Source organism: Prochlorococcus sp. MIT 1223, assembly GCF_034092465.1.
GTDB lineage: Bacteria > Cyanobacteriota > Cyanobacteriia > PCC-6307 > Cyanobiaceae > AG-402-N21.
Genome location: NZ_CP139303.1, coordinates 409,343 through 421,864 on the forward strand (window position 1 = coordinate 409,343; position 12,522 = coordinate 421,864).

19 protein-coding genes are annotated in these 12,522 nt (G+C 29.6%); 9 read left to right on the plus strand and 10 right to left on the minus strand.

Annotated elements, in window-relative coordinates; translation table 11 throughout:
* Positions 1 to 163: 163 nt before the first annotated feature.
* A complete protein-coding gene (locus tag SOI85_RS02145; RefSeq protein WP_320664589.1) occupies positions 164 to 352 on the plus strand; it encodes a hypothetical protein in 189 nt (62 codons plus the stop codon).
* On the opposite strand, the gene SOI85_RS02150 is transcribed toward SOI85_RS02145, so the two are convergent.
* The 3 genes from SOI85_RS02150 to SOI85_RS02160 all read right to left on the minus strand — a co-directional run bounded on the left by SOI85_RS02150 (position 346) and on the right by SOI85_RS02160 (position 1,785).
* On the minus strand, positions 346 to 498 hold the full coding sequence (locus SOI85_RS02150) for a hypothetical protein (RefSeq protein WP_320664590.1): 153 nt from the start codon (positions 496 to 498) through the stop codon (positions 346 to 348). The two genes, SOI85_RS02145 and SOI85_RS02150, sit on opposite strands and share 7 nt — an antisense overlap.
* Before the next feature lie 267 nt (positions 499 to 765).
* Complete coding sequence (locus SOI85_RS02155; protein WP_320664591.1) at positions 766 to 1,281, minus strand: DoxX family membrane protein; 516 nt, start codon at positions 1,279 to 1,281, stop codon at positions 766 to 768.
* A 201-nt stretch (positions 1,282 to 1,482) separates the two neighbouring features.
* The gene (locus tag SOI85_RS02160; RefSeq protein ID WP_320664592.1) at positions 1,483 to 1,785 is read right to left on the minus strand and encodes a hypothetical protein; all 303 of its coding nucleotides are present in this window, start codon (positions 1,783 to 1,785) and stop codon (positions 1,483 to 1,485) included.
* Between the two features lie 313 nt (positions 1,786 to 2,098).
* Between SOI85_RS02160 and SOI85_RS02165 the strand changes: the two genes are divergently transcribed.
* The 3 genes from SOI85_RS02165 to SOI85_RS02175 all read left to right on the plus strand — a co-directional run bounded on the left by SOI85_RS02165 (position 2,099) and on the right by SOI85_RS02175 (position 3,407).
* Positions 2,099 to 2,320, plus strand: a complete 222-nt coding sequence (locus SOI85_RS02165) for a hypothetical protein (protein WP_320664593.1) — start codon at positions 2,099 to 2,101, stop codon at positions 2,318 to 2,320.
* Between the two features lie 57 nt (positions 2,321 to 2,377).
* Complete coding sequence (locus SOI85_RS02170) at positions 2,378 to 2,746, plus strand: DCC1-like thiol-disulfide oxidoreductase family protein (protein ID WP_320664594.1); 369 nt, start codon at positions 2,378 to 2,380, stop codon at positions 2,744 to 2,746.
* A 436-nt stretch (positions 2,747 to 3,182) separates the two neighbouring features.
* Positions 3,183 to 3,407: a TIGR02450 family Trp-rich protein gene (locus SOI85_RS02175; RefSeq protein ID WP_320664595.1), complete on the plus strand. Its 225-nt coding sequence runs from the start codon at positions 3,183 to 3,185 to the stop codon at positions 3,405 to 3,407.
* Positions 3,408 to 3,907: 500 nt separating this feature from the next.
* Here SOI85_RS02175 and SOI85_RS02180 read toward each other — a convergent pair whose 3' ends face one another.
* Positions 3,908 to 4,525: a hypothetical protein gene (locus tag SOI85_RS02180; RefSeq protein WP_320664596.1), complete on the minus strand. Its 618-nt coding sequence runs from the start codon at positions 4,523 to 4,525 to the stop codon at positions 3,908 to 3,910.
* A gap of 232 nt (positions 4,526 to 4,757) precedes the next feature.
* Between SOI85_RS02180 and SOI85_RS02185 the strand changes: the two genes are divergently transcribed.
* On the plus strand, positions 4,758 to 4,961 hold the full coding sequence (locus SOI85_RS02185; RefSeq protein WP_320664597.1) for a hypothetical protein: 204 nt from the start codon (positions 4,758 to 4,760) through the stop codon (positions 4,959 to 4,961).
* Positions 4,962 to 5,014: 53 nt separating this feature from the next.
* On the opposite strand, the gene SOI85_RS02190 is transcribed toward SOI85_RS02185, so the two are convergent.
* From SOI85_RS02190 to SOI85_RS02210, 5 genes are all read right to left on the minus strand, one after another.
* On the minus strand, positions 5,015 to 5,161 hold the full coding sequence (locus tag SOI85_RS02190) for a hypothetical protein (protein WP_320664598.1): 147 nt from the start codon (positions 5,159 to 5,161) through the stop codon (positions 5,015 to 5,017).
* Positions 5,162 to 5,902: 741 nt separating this feature from the next.
* Positions 5,903 to 6,127: a hypothetical protein gene (locus SOI85_RS02195; protein ID WP_320664599.1), complete on the minus strand. Its 225-nt coding sequence runs from the start codon at positions 6,125 to 6,127 to the stop codon at positions 5,903 to 5,905.
* Between the two features lie 874 nt (positions 6,128 to 7,001).
* The gene (locus SOI85_RS02200; RefSeq protein ID WP_320664600.1) at positions 7,002 to 8,315 is read right to left on the minus strand and encodes a DUF2130 domain-containing protein; all 1,314 of its coding nucleotides are present in this window, start codon (positions 8,313 to 8,315) and stop codon (positions 7,002 to 7,004) included.
* Positions 8,316 to 8,445: 130 nt separating this feature from the next.
* Positions 8,446 to 8,604, minus strand: coding sequence for a hypothetical protein (locus SOI85_RS02205; RefSeq protein WP_320664601.1), 159 nt, complete (start codon positions 8,602 to 8,604; stop codon positions 8,446 to 8,448).
* Between the two features lie 568 nt (positions 8,605 to 9,172).
* Complete coding sequence (locus SOI85_RS02210; protein ID WP_320664602.1) at positions 9,173 to 9,352, minus strand: hypothetical protein; 180 nt, start codon at positions 9,350 to 9,352, stop codon at positions 9,173 to 9,175.
* 311 nt (positions 9,353 to 9,663) lie between these two features.
* Here SOI85_RS02210 and SOI85_RS02215 point away from each other — a divergent pair, with 311 nt between their 5' ends.
* Positions 9,664 to 9,933 carry a hypothetical protein gene (locus SOI85_RS02215; protein ID WP_320664603.1) on the plus strand — a complete coding sequence of 90 codons (270 nt, stop codon included), beginning with the start codon at positions 9,664 to 9,666 and terminating at the stop codon, positions 9,931 to 9,933.
* Positions 9,934 to 10,640: 707 nt separating this feature from the next.
* Here SOI85_RS02215 and SOI85_RS02220 read toward each other — a convergent pair.
* Positions 10,641 to 11,054 carry a DUP family protein gene (locus SOI85_RS02220; RefSeq protein ID WP_320664604.1) on the minus strand — a complete coding sequence of 138 codons (414 nt, stop codon included), beginning with the start codon at positions 11,052 to 11,054 and terminating at the stop codon, positions 10,641 to 10,643.
* A gap of 274 nt (positions 11,055 to 11,328) precedes the next feature.
* On the opposite strand from SOI85_RS02220, the gene SOI85_RS02225 reads away from it, so the two are divergent.
* The 3 genes from SOI85_RS02225 (at position 11,329) to SOI85_RS02235 (ending at position 12,470) form a co-directional block, all read left to right on the plus strand.
* Entirely contained in the window at positions 11,329 to 11,556 is a 228-nt protein-coding gene (locus SOI85_RS02225; RefSeq protein ID WP_320664605.1) for a hypothetical protein, read from the plus strand.
* 330 nt (positions 11,557 to 11,886) lie between these two features.
* The gene (locus SOI85_RS02230; protein ID WP_320664606.1) at positions 11,887 to 12,210 is read left to right on the plus strand and encodes a DUF3303 domain-containing protein; all 324 of its coding nucleotides are present in this window, start codon (positions 11,887 to 11,889) and stop codon (positions 12,208 to 12,210) included.
* Complete coding sequence (locus SOI85_RS02235) at positions 12,207 to 12,470, plus strand: hypothetical protein (protein WP_320664607.1); 264 nt, start codon at positions 12,207 to 12,209, stop codon at positions 12,468 to 12,470. The genes SOI85_RS02230 and SOI85_RS02235 overlap by 4 nt, the downstream gene beginning before the upstream one ends.
* The last annotated feature ends 52 nt before the right edge of the window (positions 12,471 to 12,522 follow it).

A 12,522-nucleotide genomic window follows, 5' to 3' on the forward strand; every position in this document is an offset into this window, starting at 1 on the left:
TCATTTAAATACTAATTTTAGATTTAATTTTTTATAGAATTAATTTATAAGGCATAAACACATATCAATCAAAGTATTTTGTAAATAATTATTTGTATTAACGCTTTTTACTGAATAGTATTTTAATATTTGAATATATTCAAAGTGTAAAAGTAAATTGAAGATGCTTGCAGATGCAACAATAAATAATCCTATTTTCTTAACTTTAATGATTTTGATTGTTTGGTTTGCACCTGGAATAATTGCAAGACGTATAGCCGAAAAAAGGTTTATAGACTCAAAACTAGAAGAACAAGCCAAAAAAATATCAAAATTGTATCCTAAAAAAAATCTTAAGTTAGATAATCAGTAGCTACCGGATAACACAGGTTGCAGTACTGGAGAGCCAGTTCCACCACCATCTTGGTCATCGTCATCGTCAAACCCAGACGAGAGGGCAAGTATTCCTCCTAGTGACAAAACCAGCGAAAACCCTATAGCTAGAAGATCTGACTCCAAATTAAATTTAAAAATTCCAACGACAATACACTATTTCAGCTCAAGAAGCTAGTTCTAAGAGAATTTTCTTGAATATTTAATATTTTCCATAGATTAATAAAAGTCCTAGGGTCAATTGATCATTTGTTCAGGAAAATGTCCAATGACTCAAGACTCAAGACTCAAGTTTGATCATTTTTTTCTCACCCTTTATACATAAGCAAACAAGCCAAATTCTGTACAGCTATATCAAACAACTAAGAGATCATAAGTTAGTGAAGAAGTAAATTAGTTAATCTTATCGTGAAATATGTTCTTTATTGTTTTATAAAAAGAGGTAATAAAGCTAGCTATAGAAGCCTCTATTGAACTTTGAGCATAAGGAATTGAGCGTGTTAAGGAGATAGTTAAACCTCCTATAAGACCTAAATTCATAAAGAATTTCACAGGCTCAAATGGCGATAAATGCATTATCAAAGTTGTAGGTATAAGAAAAACCAAAAGAAAGGTAGATCCAATATTCTGCTTATCACTAAAAAGAATAAATCCCACCCCAAAAACCAAACAAAATATTGCAGAAATCAAAAGAAAAAGAGAAATAGACTGGTGTATACCCTTTTGGCTGATTAATCGAACAAAGAATGAAAAGTTAGATAATTTCGGAGGTATTGATATAGCAAATGCAGCTGCCAGGCAAAAACGTCCGACAAAATCAAAAACTCTTCGATATTCGAGGATCATTAGCAAAATTACGATATCTCGAATTAAGCAGAACTCACATACTCGCGCCAGACCCAACGTCATAATTAAAATCTTTTAACTAGCAGCGACAACGTGCTAGGCTTTTGTTAAGTTAGGCAAAGAAAGATGAAGAAAATTTTACCATGTGCTTTGGCCTTGCTCTCAGCAATTTTTGTTGCTGCGAACAGCTCGAGTATTGGAATGGCTTAGAAACTGATCAACTTGAAATTACATAAATTCACCTAATTAAAGAATATCTTTTTTCTAAGCCGCTTCGGAACTGATGCCCAGTTCGTAACCACAGTCAAAAAGCCTTTGGTAAGTAAAACCAGCCTCATAGCTACTAACAGGTTTTATTTTTCCCTCGTTTTTTTGGATATAGATGAAATTCCCATCAATCCTACTTTTAGTAAAAGTAAAAACATCACCAGATTTACTTAGAGTCCAAGATTTATTTGAATTTCTCTCTAAATCCCAAGGACAATTCCTTGGAGACCTCTCCCTTAATGCCATTTTCAAAATTGTATTTACACTTTTCATATAAACGGACGAGCTGTTTTCTGACAAGAGGTCCTACAAAAATTAATTCGATTTATATTTAAAGTCTATGGTCACTCAGCTTGAGTGGATAAATCAGAATTCGTTTCCTATTTCTGCTCAAAAATCTTGAGAACAGAATATAAGGTGACATATATCATCATGTTTAAAGAATTAAATATATCCATGATCTTCTGATCAGTTTCTATTGCGATACTTAACAATTAGCCTGCAAGAAATAAAAGTTTCTACCTTTATATCTATTGTGCCAAAAGTGTATTAAGATTTAAACTATTGAACATTTAGATATATTTGCTAAGAATAATATGGTTAATATATAAAGATGGTAATCGAAAACAACAGCAAAAAAGAAGAATTACTAAATATTGCACGAGATGTGATTTCAAAAGAATTAGCACTACTAAGAGATTATGGGATATCAGATGAAGAGATTTATAAATTTGTCAACTCAGTAACTTCTCATTATCATCCTGACGAAACAAAAAGACTACAAGACCTATCCGATAAACAAGATGCTCTGTGGAGAGAAGCTAATGATTTCTAAAATTTTTTTCATTAAACATGGCTAGAATTGCTATATCTATGAATAAACTGAGTCAATATGACTAATAAATTGATTTTTATTTATGACGGAGAATGCCCTTTTTGCAACAAATTCGCTGAATTGCTAGAGCTAAAAAGTAATTTGCCCGAAATCCAAATTAAGGATGCCAGAGATAAGCCATCAGAATTACCTAAAGACTATGATATAGATATAAAAGGTGCTTTACTTATTAAAGAGAATAAAATACTAACTGGTTATGAAGCTATAAATTTCATATGTTCTCAAATCAAAGCACCTTCAGATGCTTTATTAGAAGTTATAAAAATAATATTTAGATCTAAAAAAAGATCGAAGTTATTATTTCCTATTCTCTTATTGGCTAGGCGATTTACGTTGATGGTTAAAGGTGTATCTATTAAGTTATAAAGTAAGACTTGCTAATGTGAAATATCTATTATCTAAAATAATTTTGGTTAGTAGTAAATCCTGGTTAAAGACATTTATAATAAAATATTTCTAAAATTGTTCATTGTAAAAAGATATGGAAATTTATCTTAAGAACTAATTATTGCCGATTGATCATATTGACTTACTAATGGAATGATAAGATTTTTCGTAATTTAAAAGAAGAGTTCCTTTTTTATTAAATTCTTTTATGATTACATAGTTTTTCTTTTTTCATTTTGACCGTCACTATGATTTTATAATAGTTTTAGATATTAATACAAACCTTCTTTCCATATAGCATAATTGCTATGTTACTAGAGATATTCAGCCATAGCACTCCATTTCTAGCTGTTTTTCTTCTTTTCCTAGCAATAATGCTGGGTCTCAAAGCTAACAATCAAAAGGATTCTGAAAAATGAGATGGCCTCCAAACAAAGCCTGGACATCCAGCGAGCCCAGAGAAGGTTTTAGGCACTTTGAAGTAGATAGTTACGGCGGGAAAGGAGATGAGCGATGGGTAGAACTTATTGCGATTTTAGATGAGAGCATTCGATTTAAAGTTTCATGGACAGAGTTAAAAACATTCGCTAAATGGACCAGTGGATGGCTTCAATTACCAAAACAAGATGAAAACACATAAATATTCTTGGTATTTTATAATTTAATAAATTTTTATACTGATTAAATTCAAATGACATTTAATTTAAATAGTAATAATTAAAGTTATATTTCATTAAAATGTGCCTTTTTCAAGGTTGATAGAAAAAATAATTACTTTGTAAAATATTGATTAATACGTAAAAGTTTTTATAGGTAAACCTTATTTAGGAATTACAAGTTGATTACATTTAATGATGAAGTTTGAGTTATACCCATTAACTATCAACAAGAAAGAATTAATGTCCAACGATATAAGCTAAAAAATAAATATAGTCACTTCCTAAAATGAAGATATAGTCAACTATCTAGTTGCTACATTGACGAGTAAAAAGGACTCGAGATAAATACTATGAAATCGAATTAAGTGATTTGATCTAAAAGCAAATCACAGATAATTCAACGTTAATCTTTTACAGATTTAAATATAGTATTCTACATACATATAATATATTCCGCCACTAAAATATATTTAATAATTCTTTAGCTCTTCTGCCACAAAGCAAGTCCTCCTCCTCTACCTCTACCTGAAAGCCACGAATTAGTTATTGACATAGAGACAATTAAAAAGAATGGCTTATTCTTATCCTCAGGTATTGGAATAGAACGCTTAAATACATTTTTAGAAGATAAGTATAGCTCTATAGAATCAAAATAAAATATCAATCTAGGTTGATTACCAACTAATTTACCTTCTCCGCTGAACTTAAGCTGCAACAAACCAAATTTAATAGAGTTATTAATTAAGAATGAAGTTTGATCTTCAATATTTTTAGCCTTAGAAAGCTGAAGACAAGCAGAAAATTTCCTTAATAGCAAACTTGTGAAGAAATCTTCCTTGTCAGAGAGAGGTTTCCATACAGAAACAAATTTCCATACACCAATTAATGGCTCAAGAGTTACATTGCTTCCTTCTTTTCTTGCAACTTTTTCTAGCTCTAGAAGATCATTTAAATTTGGAAGGTTAGTTAATTCTAAGTAATTAGCACTATTTTTAGCCGAATAATTCGAGTTTTTACTGAGATTAATATAGACTAATACAGAAAATAAAGAAATTATTATTATTGTTAGTTCAATTAAACTATAGGTTGACTGTACCATTTGAAGAATTTTGTTTTCTAATACTTATTAATGATAAGTGCATAGTAAAAAAAAATCAGTAAACGGATAAATATTACTAAGTTAAGTCTTATATAAATTGAAATTGAAAATAAATAGAATAATAATAACTAATCAATAGTTTTAGAAACAATTAATATTAGAGTTAAACTTTTGCGTGTTCCACAAATAAAATAGTTTTATAAATAAATTTTCTCGTAATTGAGACCTAGTCATGAATTCAATATTAAAGCAAGAGCTCCTAGAACTCAAAGGGACCACAAATTACTGGCTGTCAATTGGATGGATACTTGCCATTATTATGGCCCTAGTTTCTATCGCTATTGTAATTGTAAGAAAATCAGTCATGGAAAACTCTACCCAGGAGGTAAAAGTCAAGCCATTAGAGACCAAAGGTAAAGGTTTTACTGAATTGTAAAAATTGGATAGCTAAAACGATAAATCAGTTACTGAAAAGAAAATTATATTTAATCAGCTAACCCAGTCACTATCTTCTAAAAGATCTGAATAGCCTTCAGCAATAAAAGGGTAGTGATGCTTATAGATATCTGTAATTTCATTAAAAACTTCGGTGTCATCCTGAATTCGAGAAAACCACTCTTTAAATAAAGGTGTCATAGAAAGTAAGAGGTTATTTAAAAAATAGTTACTAAACTGGATAAGGTTGTTAAATTAATAGCTATTTCTTTATATTCTGTACAAAAATACATACATATTTTAGGAGTTACGCTAAGCACCGATCAATAAAGAAATAAAAATAAAGCAACCAAGTAAGCAGTAGCAGCATAAACAGCCCTATCAGAGGAACAAGCGATAGGTAGAATAACTTAGTTGCTGATTTTCAACGAAGAACGAGAGGAACAATGTACTTACTTATCTTATGACTTTACTAGCTATATCAATGAGTGCTCTAACAGAAAACCTTTGCCTTGCTGATAAAGAATGATATTATTTTACTGATTGAAGAAACTAAATACTTGAATCAAACATTCCTACTTACTACATATAATCAAATGTAAAAAATAATTCTTGCTTAAATATGTTTAACTTATTAATATATAAATAAATATAGATCTAACTTTGGATAAAGATTCAACACAGGAAGAAATAGCTAGTGGCCTTGCTCAAAAAATGGCTGAGAACGCATCGGAACATGAGCTAAGAAGGTTATACGAAGAGACTATGTTTCAGCAGTTTATGACAATGAATAAAAAAGAATTGCAGTCTATGCTCTGGCATGGGTAACTTAATATTAGATAAGTCAATATTTATCAAACATATTTTCTATTTAAAAACCTAAATAACATTATACTTAGTAATATAATCATGTATTTGTAAGTGTAATTTCTATTTTTACCTCTACAAACAAACTGAGGCTTCAAATCTTTCCCATATCTGTCTTCTTATCTGCGCACAATCAGAACATTTACAAACCCAGGAATCACCTACGCCCCAAGCCTCTCCTACACCATTAGCTCTGCCACTACGAGTATGAAAGGTTTCTGGGAAAATCTTACTCAGCATTTCATTACTAATAGAATCAGCTAATTCCAAATTCTGATCATTTACTGTTTTATCAAGCAAAACGTAAGGTTCCCTCTATAATTGCAACTTAACAAGTTAACCATAAAATAGCCATATATATAGGAAAATAGATGTTTATTAATATAGTAATAGATCAGAGTAATTCGAGAAGATATGTCTTTCAGAGTCAATCATATAATGTGGATGAAGCATTAATTGGGGCTTTGCGAAAGCCCTATTATTTTGGGAATTTGCTACTATTGATTTTAGATAGTAGTCCTATAGTCAGGTATACATTGAATATTTTCCTCTCCAACCTAAATCTATAATAAAGATATTTAATATGCAAAAAATCAATTTTTTTACTGTAAGCATTAATTGTAGTATCTCTAATAGGAAAACTACTTATGGGTTAATTATTCTAATTTGATATAAAAGTTTAATTCTCATTTGAAATAACCTAGCAAAACCAATCTTTTAGATATATTATTAATTGATTAAATAATCTCTAATTTGCCTTTACTATTTTCAATAAAATGCTTTTAAGAAACTTTTAACATAAAAATCAATACTCTAGAAAAATCAATTTTTATATTATAAATAAAAATTATTTTACTTCATCGCTACAATTTATTAATAAAATACTGGCAAAGAAGCTATAAATGTTGCATCATATACGTAAGCATTGAAATTCAAATGAATGATCTCAAAGAAGACCTGCTAGACACTGTTGCAATTTTGAAAGGAAGGTTAAATAAATATCAGTACCTAAATTGGGTTTACAACTTAATAATACTAATACTTTTCCCCATATTCTATATTTTACTTGCCTTTGGTTTCGTAAAAATAATAATCTCTTTTATAGGCTCTTTTTACATTATCAATAAACTTAGGAAAGATTAGCTAATTTTACTTCTCTTTTAATTTGCTCCTACTAATTTTGTTTATTAATTTTGAGATCTTTAAACTTTGTTGCCATTGTAGGGTTGTTTTTTGTTAATTTTTTTACACTGACCTCTTGAAGCTTATTATTGGCAAGGCGAAGATTTCTATCTGCTCCAAGGAGTGCATCCTTTGTTTTCTGCAAATTATTAATTGATTTATCAATTTGATCAATTGCAGACTCAAATCGCCTTGTGGCAAGCTCATAATTTTTACCAAAACCCTTTTTAAATATATCTAAATCATTTTCAAAATTTGTTATATCTATATTCTGACTCTTAATAATTTCAAGTTCAGATTTGTACTCCAGTGACCTAAGTCCTGCATTTCTCAAAAGTGTAATTATTGGAAGAAAAAACTGCGGTCTCACAACATACATTTTCTTATAACGATAGGACATATCAACAATTCCAGAATTATATAGATCATTACTTGGCTCAAGAAGTGATACTAATATTCCGTATTCACAATCTTTTTCAACTCTATCCTTATGGAGCTCTTTCAAAAAATCCTCATTTTTCTTTTTTGTAGCCGTTAAATCAATCTCGTTTTTCATTTCAAACATTATTGATACTATTTCAACACCTGAATCATCAAAATCACGAAAGATGTAGTCCCCCTTACTTCCTGTACTTATGTCACTGTCTTTCTCAAAATATGCTTGTGGGAAAGCTGTTGCCCTAAAGCGATTAAACTCAGTTTCACAATGCTGTTCTAGTGTTTCTCCTACCATTTTGGTAGATAGTCGTATTTTCATATCCCTTAGTCTCTCAATTGCCATATCACGATCCTTTATCTGGCATTCATATTTCTCTGATATAGATTTCTCAGATAATTCTTTCTCAAGTTCTGCCTTTTGAAGATCATTTTTAAGTAAATCGCATTCCTTCTGAACCTCATTTACTGCTTCAGAAATTGCTATTTTATGAGCATAGTTATTTACTTGGGTTTCTCTTTCCTTATTTGCCATAAATTGTGTGAGTTGATTATTAATTTCATCCTTTTCCTTCTCCAAAAGACTCCTCACATTGTTAACTGCCAACGTCTTCTCGAGTTCAGCTGCCTGTAATTTTGATTTAAGTTGGTGAATTGCGGAATCCTTTTCACGAGAAGATTCTTGTATCTCAATTTTTATCTTTTGTTGCAGAAGCTCAATTTCGTTCTTTTTATCCTTCTCCGCTAAAAGAAGACGTTCTTTTAGTTGGTTCTGAAATTCATCATCTCTAACTTGCTTCAAAATATCTGAGTAACTAGTTTCATCAATCTTGAAAAGCTTCCCGCAGTTTGGACAATTAATCTCACTCATTATTATTGGATTATTAAATTAATCAAATGATAGCAGAAAGTTTGAATCCTTGTTTATAACCTTTAAAGAGGCAAATATAAGCAAGTAAATAATTTAAATAATTACATATATTTATAAATTCAGTCTAAAATTATCTCAATAGTTTTTTAGATCCTAGTTGAATCTCAAGTTCCATTTTCCTTACTTCTAACCGTGGTGCGCTTTTTATAAAAGCAATTCCCAGCCAAGCAGCACCTATTCCTAATAAAGCTGGAATCCCAATATTCATAAGTTGCGTGTTTCTATTCATTTATAGACCACATAATTTACTATTTATAGCAAATAACAACCATGAAATTACTTGAATATTAAAAAAAAATTGCTATTGTATTGATATTACATAAAATTCATGGAAATAATAGAGTCTCATAAGAAATTAATCCTATGGTACAAAAAAAAGCTAGGTTTGTCAGATTATGGAATGCTATGGTTAGTATTTTTTAAAGGTATTTTCGTTACTCTTTTAATTCAATATATATTCTACTAAATCACAAGATTATGAATTTTACTCTTGCTATATTCAATATATTTATCCAATCTATATTTTATTAACGATGGATAGGATTTGCTATAGGTATTATACAGTCAAAAAAATTAGTAACTATAAAATGATAATTGATAGTTACTAATTCATTATAAAACATTTAAATTATTATAAGTAGGCTATATGTGATGAAAGAATTAATACAGAATGATGGTGAATAAGAATAACTTTATAAAATCTTATCCCTAGAATATATTAATATATAGGCAGATTAAGTGGTTTTGATAAATTTAATTAGATATACATTTATAGTCTCAAATTATCAAGCGACAATTTAATTACAAAGTATTCCAACCTTGGCCATCGAAATCAAAATTAAATTGTGAAAACTTGGTACTGCTTTATCTAATGCCACTAAGAATATCAAAAATGACATTGAGGTCATTGATAAATATTGAAGCCAGTGAATGCCAGCACCATCAAGTCCGTTCTTATCAAACCCAGTACTAGTCATTTAGGAAACGCAAGGTCTGACACATTAGCGCATTAAAACTTTTTGTGTGTTTTCTAGATAAAAGAAAAATATAAACTCAGTTGATTAAGGAATATATCTTATTAGTGCTATAGGAAATGTTTGGAATTATGTAGAGATGGACTCAGTAACAACCTTAAGTAAGTCAATGATGCTGATGGATTGGGACCCTTACGTTATTTTCGTATATTTCCTTGCCTAGGTGCCTTATTCATATGGCCTCTTATCACAGCCTAAAAAAAAGTGATAAAGGGAGATGGGTGGTTTAAGTTAAATAAAGATATTGAGGAATTATGCGAAACCTTTTACTTGCTCTATGCCTAATCACATCAATTCTTCTGACTGGTTGGAGCAGCATAAGTGCAAACTCTGACCAGCTAGAAAGTCTCATCCAAGAGCCAACCTTATCCTCAGAGGAAGAGGAAAGTACACTTGAAATGATAGTTGGACCAACTCAAGCAGATAAACCTATAGAGAAGCTATTTGGGGAACAAAAAGAAATGAGCATGGAAGAAATATTTGGGAGCGAGCAGGTATTTCCTTTTGAGCCAGGATTTAGCTAACTAATTTCGAGATATTACCAAAGTATTAGTAGACGATCCTTTAACTAGAGTAAAAAATCAATTTTACATCTAAATTAGTAGTTAAACTTATATTAGTATATAAATAGTCAATATTAATTATTCACTTCTTCAATTTGCTCTCCAAGCCTTGAGCTTTCATATTGGTTGAGACCCCAGCAAAGCCAATGACAAAAAAGGCTATGTAGAATAAGGCCGCAGAGAGTATTATTAAAGAAATCAGAAGCAATGGATTCATTTGTGTTTTAATAATTAATGATAGAGTCTAGATTATTATAAGCTTAGGAAAAAGTACTAAGTTAATTTATTATAATAGACAAAAAAATAATAAAAAAGGGTTTCTAGAAAACTTATAAGTATAGATTTGTATGATAGGTTAGCAAGCTTTTCTAATAACAATCCTTAAAAAAATTTTTTGAGAGTTCTATCGATTAAATGGATCAGGACGTTTAAGATCAAACCATGAATAGAAATATAGTGATTGCTTTTAACTCTAAGGAAAGACAATTTAAAATTACTAAGAAATTTATTTGTTTTTTAAAGTTCCATATTCAGCTGTTAATATTTTAATTCTGGTTATAAAGAAAAGAATAGAAGATAAAGTTAAGAATTAATTATAGAGAAAGTAATAAATAATTTTAAAATAATAATAGAGCGTGGCAAATTTTAAATATAATTATATTTACTAATCATTTCCATAGTCCATTTTTAGATAAAAGATCTTGTATATTAGGCCATGCTGAAATCAATTCCTTAATTGTCTTACGATTGGGAGTATAGAAAACACATGAGAATGTACTTAAGATATAAACACAAAACCAAAGATTACTAACACGGAAAATAATTATAAAAGAAAAAATAAAGCTAACTAAAAAGAACAACAATAACGAACGGTTAATTATTTCAAGAGGTGACTTCCTAAGCCTTAAAAAATGTCTATTTAAGTATTTTCTCTCATATACTAACCTCTTCTCCTCGTCTCTCTCCTCCTGAATAAATCTTGCAGCTTCATCATCTAACTCATTATTTGAGTTTACAATGTCAGCTATTTGATCATTGGATATGTTTCCAAAAGGATCGTAAGCCTTTTTTCTGTCTAACATAAATATTCAGTACTAAAAAAGGTCTTTAATTAATTTAGACAGAAACTATCATAATTATATTGAATTATGATTATACCATAATGTTTTAAAATTTATTTATTTATAGAACATCATTGATTTATCAGCAGATTGTGCAGATTTAATGATTATCGAAACTTTTAAAAATATCATCTTAAAAAAGCAGAAGATAAGATAATCATTACATTAAATTGAAGATTTGCACCATCTCGTCAAGGTATTTATAATCAGCATACGTATATGCTAATAGACTTTCATGACAAAGAGAAATTCTTTTCTTAAGAAGATTTATAAAATTAACAAACATGGATATATTACAGGATCTTCTCTTATATTGATAGCAATTTGTCTAATCCCTGGAGCAATAAAAAGCGCCAGTGAGGTTTTTTGTATAGGTCAATCCTCTAATAAAATTTGGCTTTTAGAAAATAACCACTCAGAAGCCAATATGATAGCTGTACAACGTTGTAATGGTAGAAATTAATGGCATTTTTATCTCGTTTCTTTATTTATATTGAAAGGAACCTTTTTATTATTTAATTAAGTCTTTTACCTTATTGCTAATCTTCACGCCAATTATAAGAATATTACAAATTTCTCATAGTTTAAGTTATCTAAATTTAATATTTTATTTAGTCATGGTTTATTAAAATTATTTAATAATTTTTCATATAAAAGTCTTTTAAGAATTTAAAAGGTATGAAATACAAAGAGAACTTCTGAATCAAATGTCTTGATTAGCTAAAAGTTAATGACAAAAGCAAATTTATTTATTTTTATGTGAGATGCTTTTGTTCATACTATTTAGCCTGTCATGCAACTTTATCTAGTTGACGCACAATTCCCAAATATCGAAAATCAGATTGCTGCCTATAAGCAATTTATAAAGGTTTGGGAGAATGGTGAGATGGCAAAACAAGATAAATTTGATGGATTTGAAATGCTGTTTAGAGTTCATGCTCCCGCAGAAGGTCGGGTAGTTCTACTTTGTAAGGCAAATAGTGATAAAGAGCTATTTGCTCACTTTGCTCCTTGGCGTGCTCAGTTTGGAATCGATATGGAAATGACTCCAGTAATCAGTTGTCAGAATGTAGTTGACTACCACAAAGATCTTTTCTCGAAAATGGGAGAATTATGAAAAAAATAAAAAGAACATTTTTTACTTTTTGCCTTGTTCTTTTTATCTTTCTTCAGATTATTCCGGACAACGTACAAGCAGGTTATTTGCCTTTCGATGAAATCAATGAAGCGCAAAGTAAACTCAGTTATAAAAATACGAAGGAGAAAAACTTAGACGAAATTTTAGGTCCAGAAGATAATTTCCCATTTTTACCAGATAATCATCGAGACAGCTCTAATCCGATTGGCAGAATAGGAAAGATAACTGAAGTACCTTAATTGCTTATTTAAAATAACTAATAATTATGAAAATAATATATAAAAGTGAATT

Coding starts and splice junctions, on each gene's coding strand:
- SOI85_RS02180 (WP_320664596.1), bottom strand. CDS start 4,525: ATGGTACAGTCAACCTATAGTTTAATTGAACTAACAATAATAATAATT.
- SOI85_RS02235 (WP_320664607.1), top strand. CDS start 12,207: ATGAAAAAAATAAAAAGAACATTTTTTACTTTTTGCCTTGTTCTTTTT.
- SOI85_RS02175 (WP_320664595.1), top strand. CDS start 3,183: ATGAGATGGCCTCCAAACAAAGCCTGGACATCCAGCGAGCCCAGAGAA.
- SOI85_RS02145 (WP_320664589.1), top strand. CDS start 164: ATGCTTGCAGATGCAACAATAAATAATCCTATTTTCTTAACTTTAATG.
- SOI85_RS02210 (WP_320664602.1), bottom strand. CDS start 9,352: ATGACTAGTACTGGGTTTGATAAGAACGGACTTGATGGTGCTGGCATT.
- SOI85_RS02215 (WP_320664603.1), top strand. CDS start 9,664: ATGCGAAACCTTTTACTTGCTCTATGCCTAATCACATCAATTCTTCTG.
- SOI85_RS02165 (WP_320664593.1), top strand. CDS start 2,099: ATGGTAATCGAAAACAACAGCAAAAAAGAAGAATTACTAAATATTGCA.
- SOI85_RS02220 (WP_320664604.1), bottom strand. CDS start 11,054: ATGTTAGACAGAAAAAAGGCTTACGATCCTTTTGGAAACATATCCAAT.
- SOI85_RS02225 (WP_320664605.1), top strand. CDS start 11,329: ATGACAAAGAGAAATTCTTTTCTTAAGAAGATTTATAAAATTAACAAA.
- SOI85_RS02230 (WP_320664606.1), top strand. CDS start 11,887: ATGCAACTTTATCTAGTTGACGCACAATTCCCAAATATCGAAAATCAG.
- SOI85_RS02205 (WP_320664601.1), bottom strand. CDS start 8,604: ATGAATAGAAACACGCAACTTATGAATATTGGGATTCCAGCTTTATTA.
- SOI85_RS02155 (WP_320664591.1), bottom strand. CDS start 1,281: ATGACGTTGGGTCTGGCGCGAGTATGTGAGTTCTGCTTAATTCGAGAT.
- SOI85_RS02170 (WP_320664594.1), top strand. CDS start 2,378: ATGACTAATAAATTGATTTTTATTTATGACGGAGAATGCCCTTTTTGC.
- SOI85_RS02185 (WP_320664597.1), top strand. CDS start 4,758: ATGAATTCAATATTAAAGCAAGAGCTCCTAGAACTCAAAGGGACCACA.
- SOI85_RS02200 (WP_320664600.1), bottom strand. CDS start 8,315: ATGAGTGAGATTAATTGTCCAAACTGCGGGAAGCTTTTCAAGATTGAT.
- SOI85_RS02190 (WP_320664598.1), bottom strand. CDS start 5,161: ATGACACCTTTATTTAAAGAGTGGTTTTCTCGAATTCAGGATGACACC.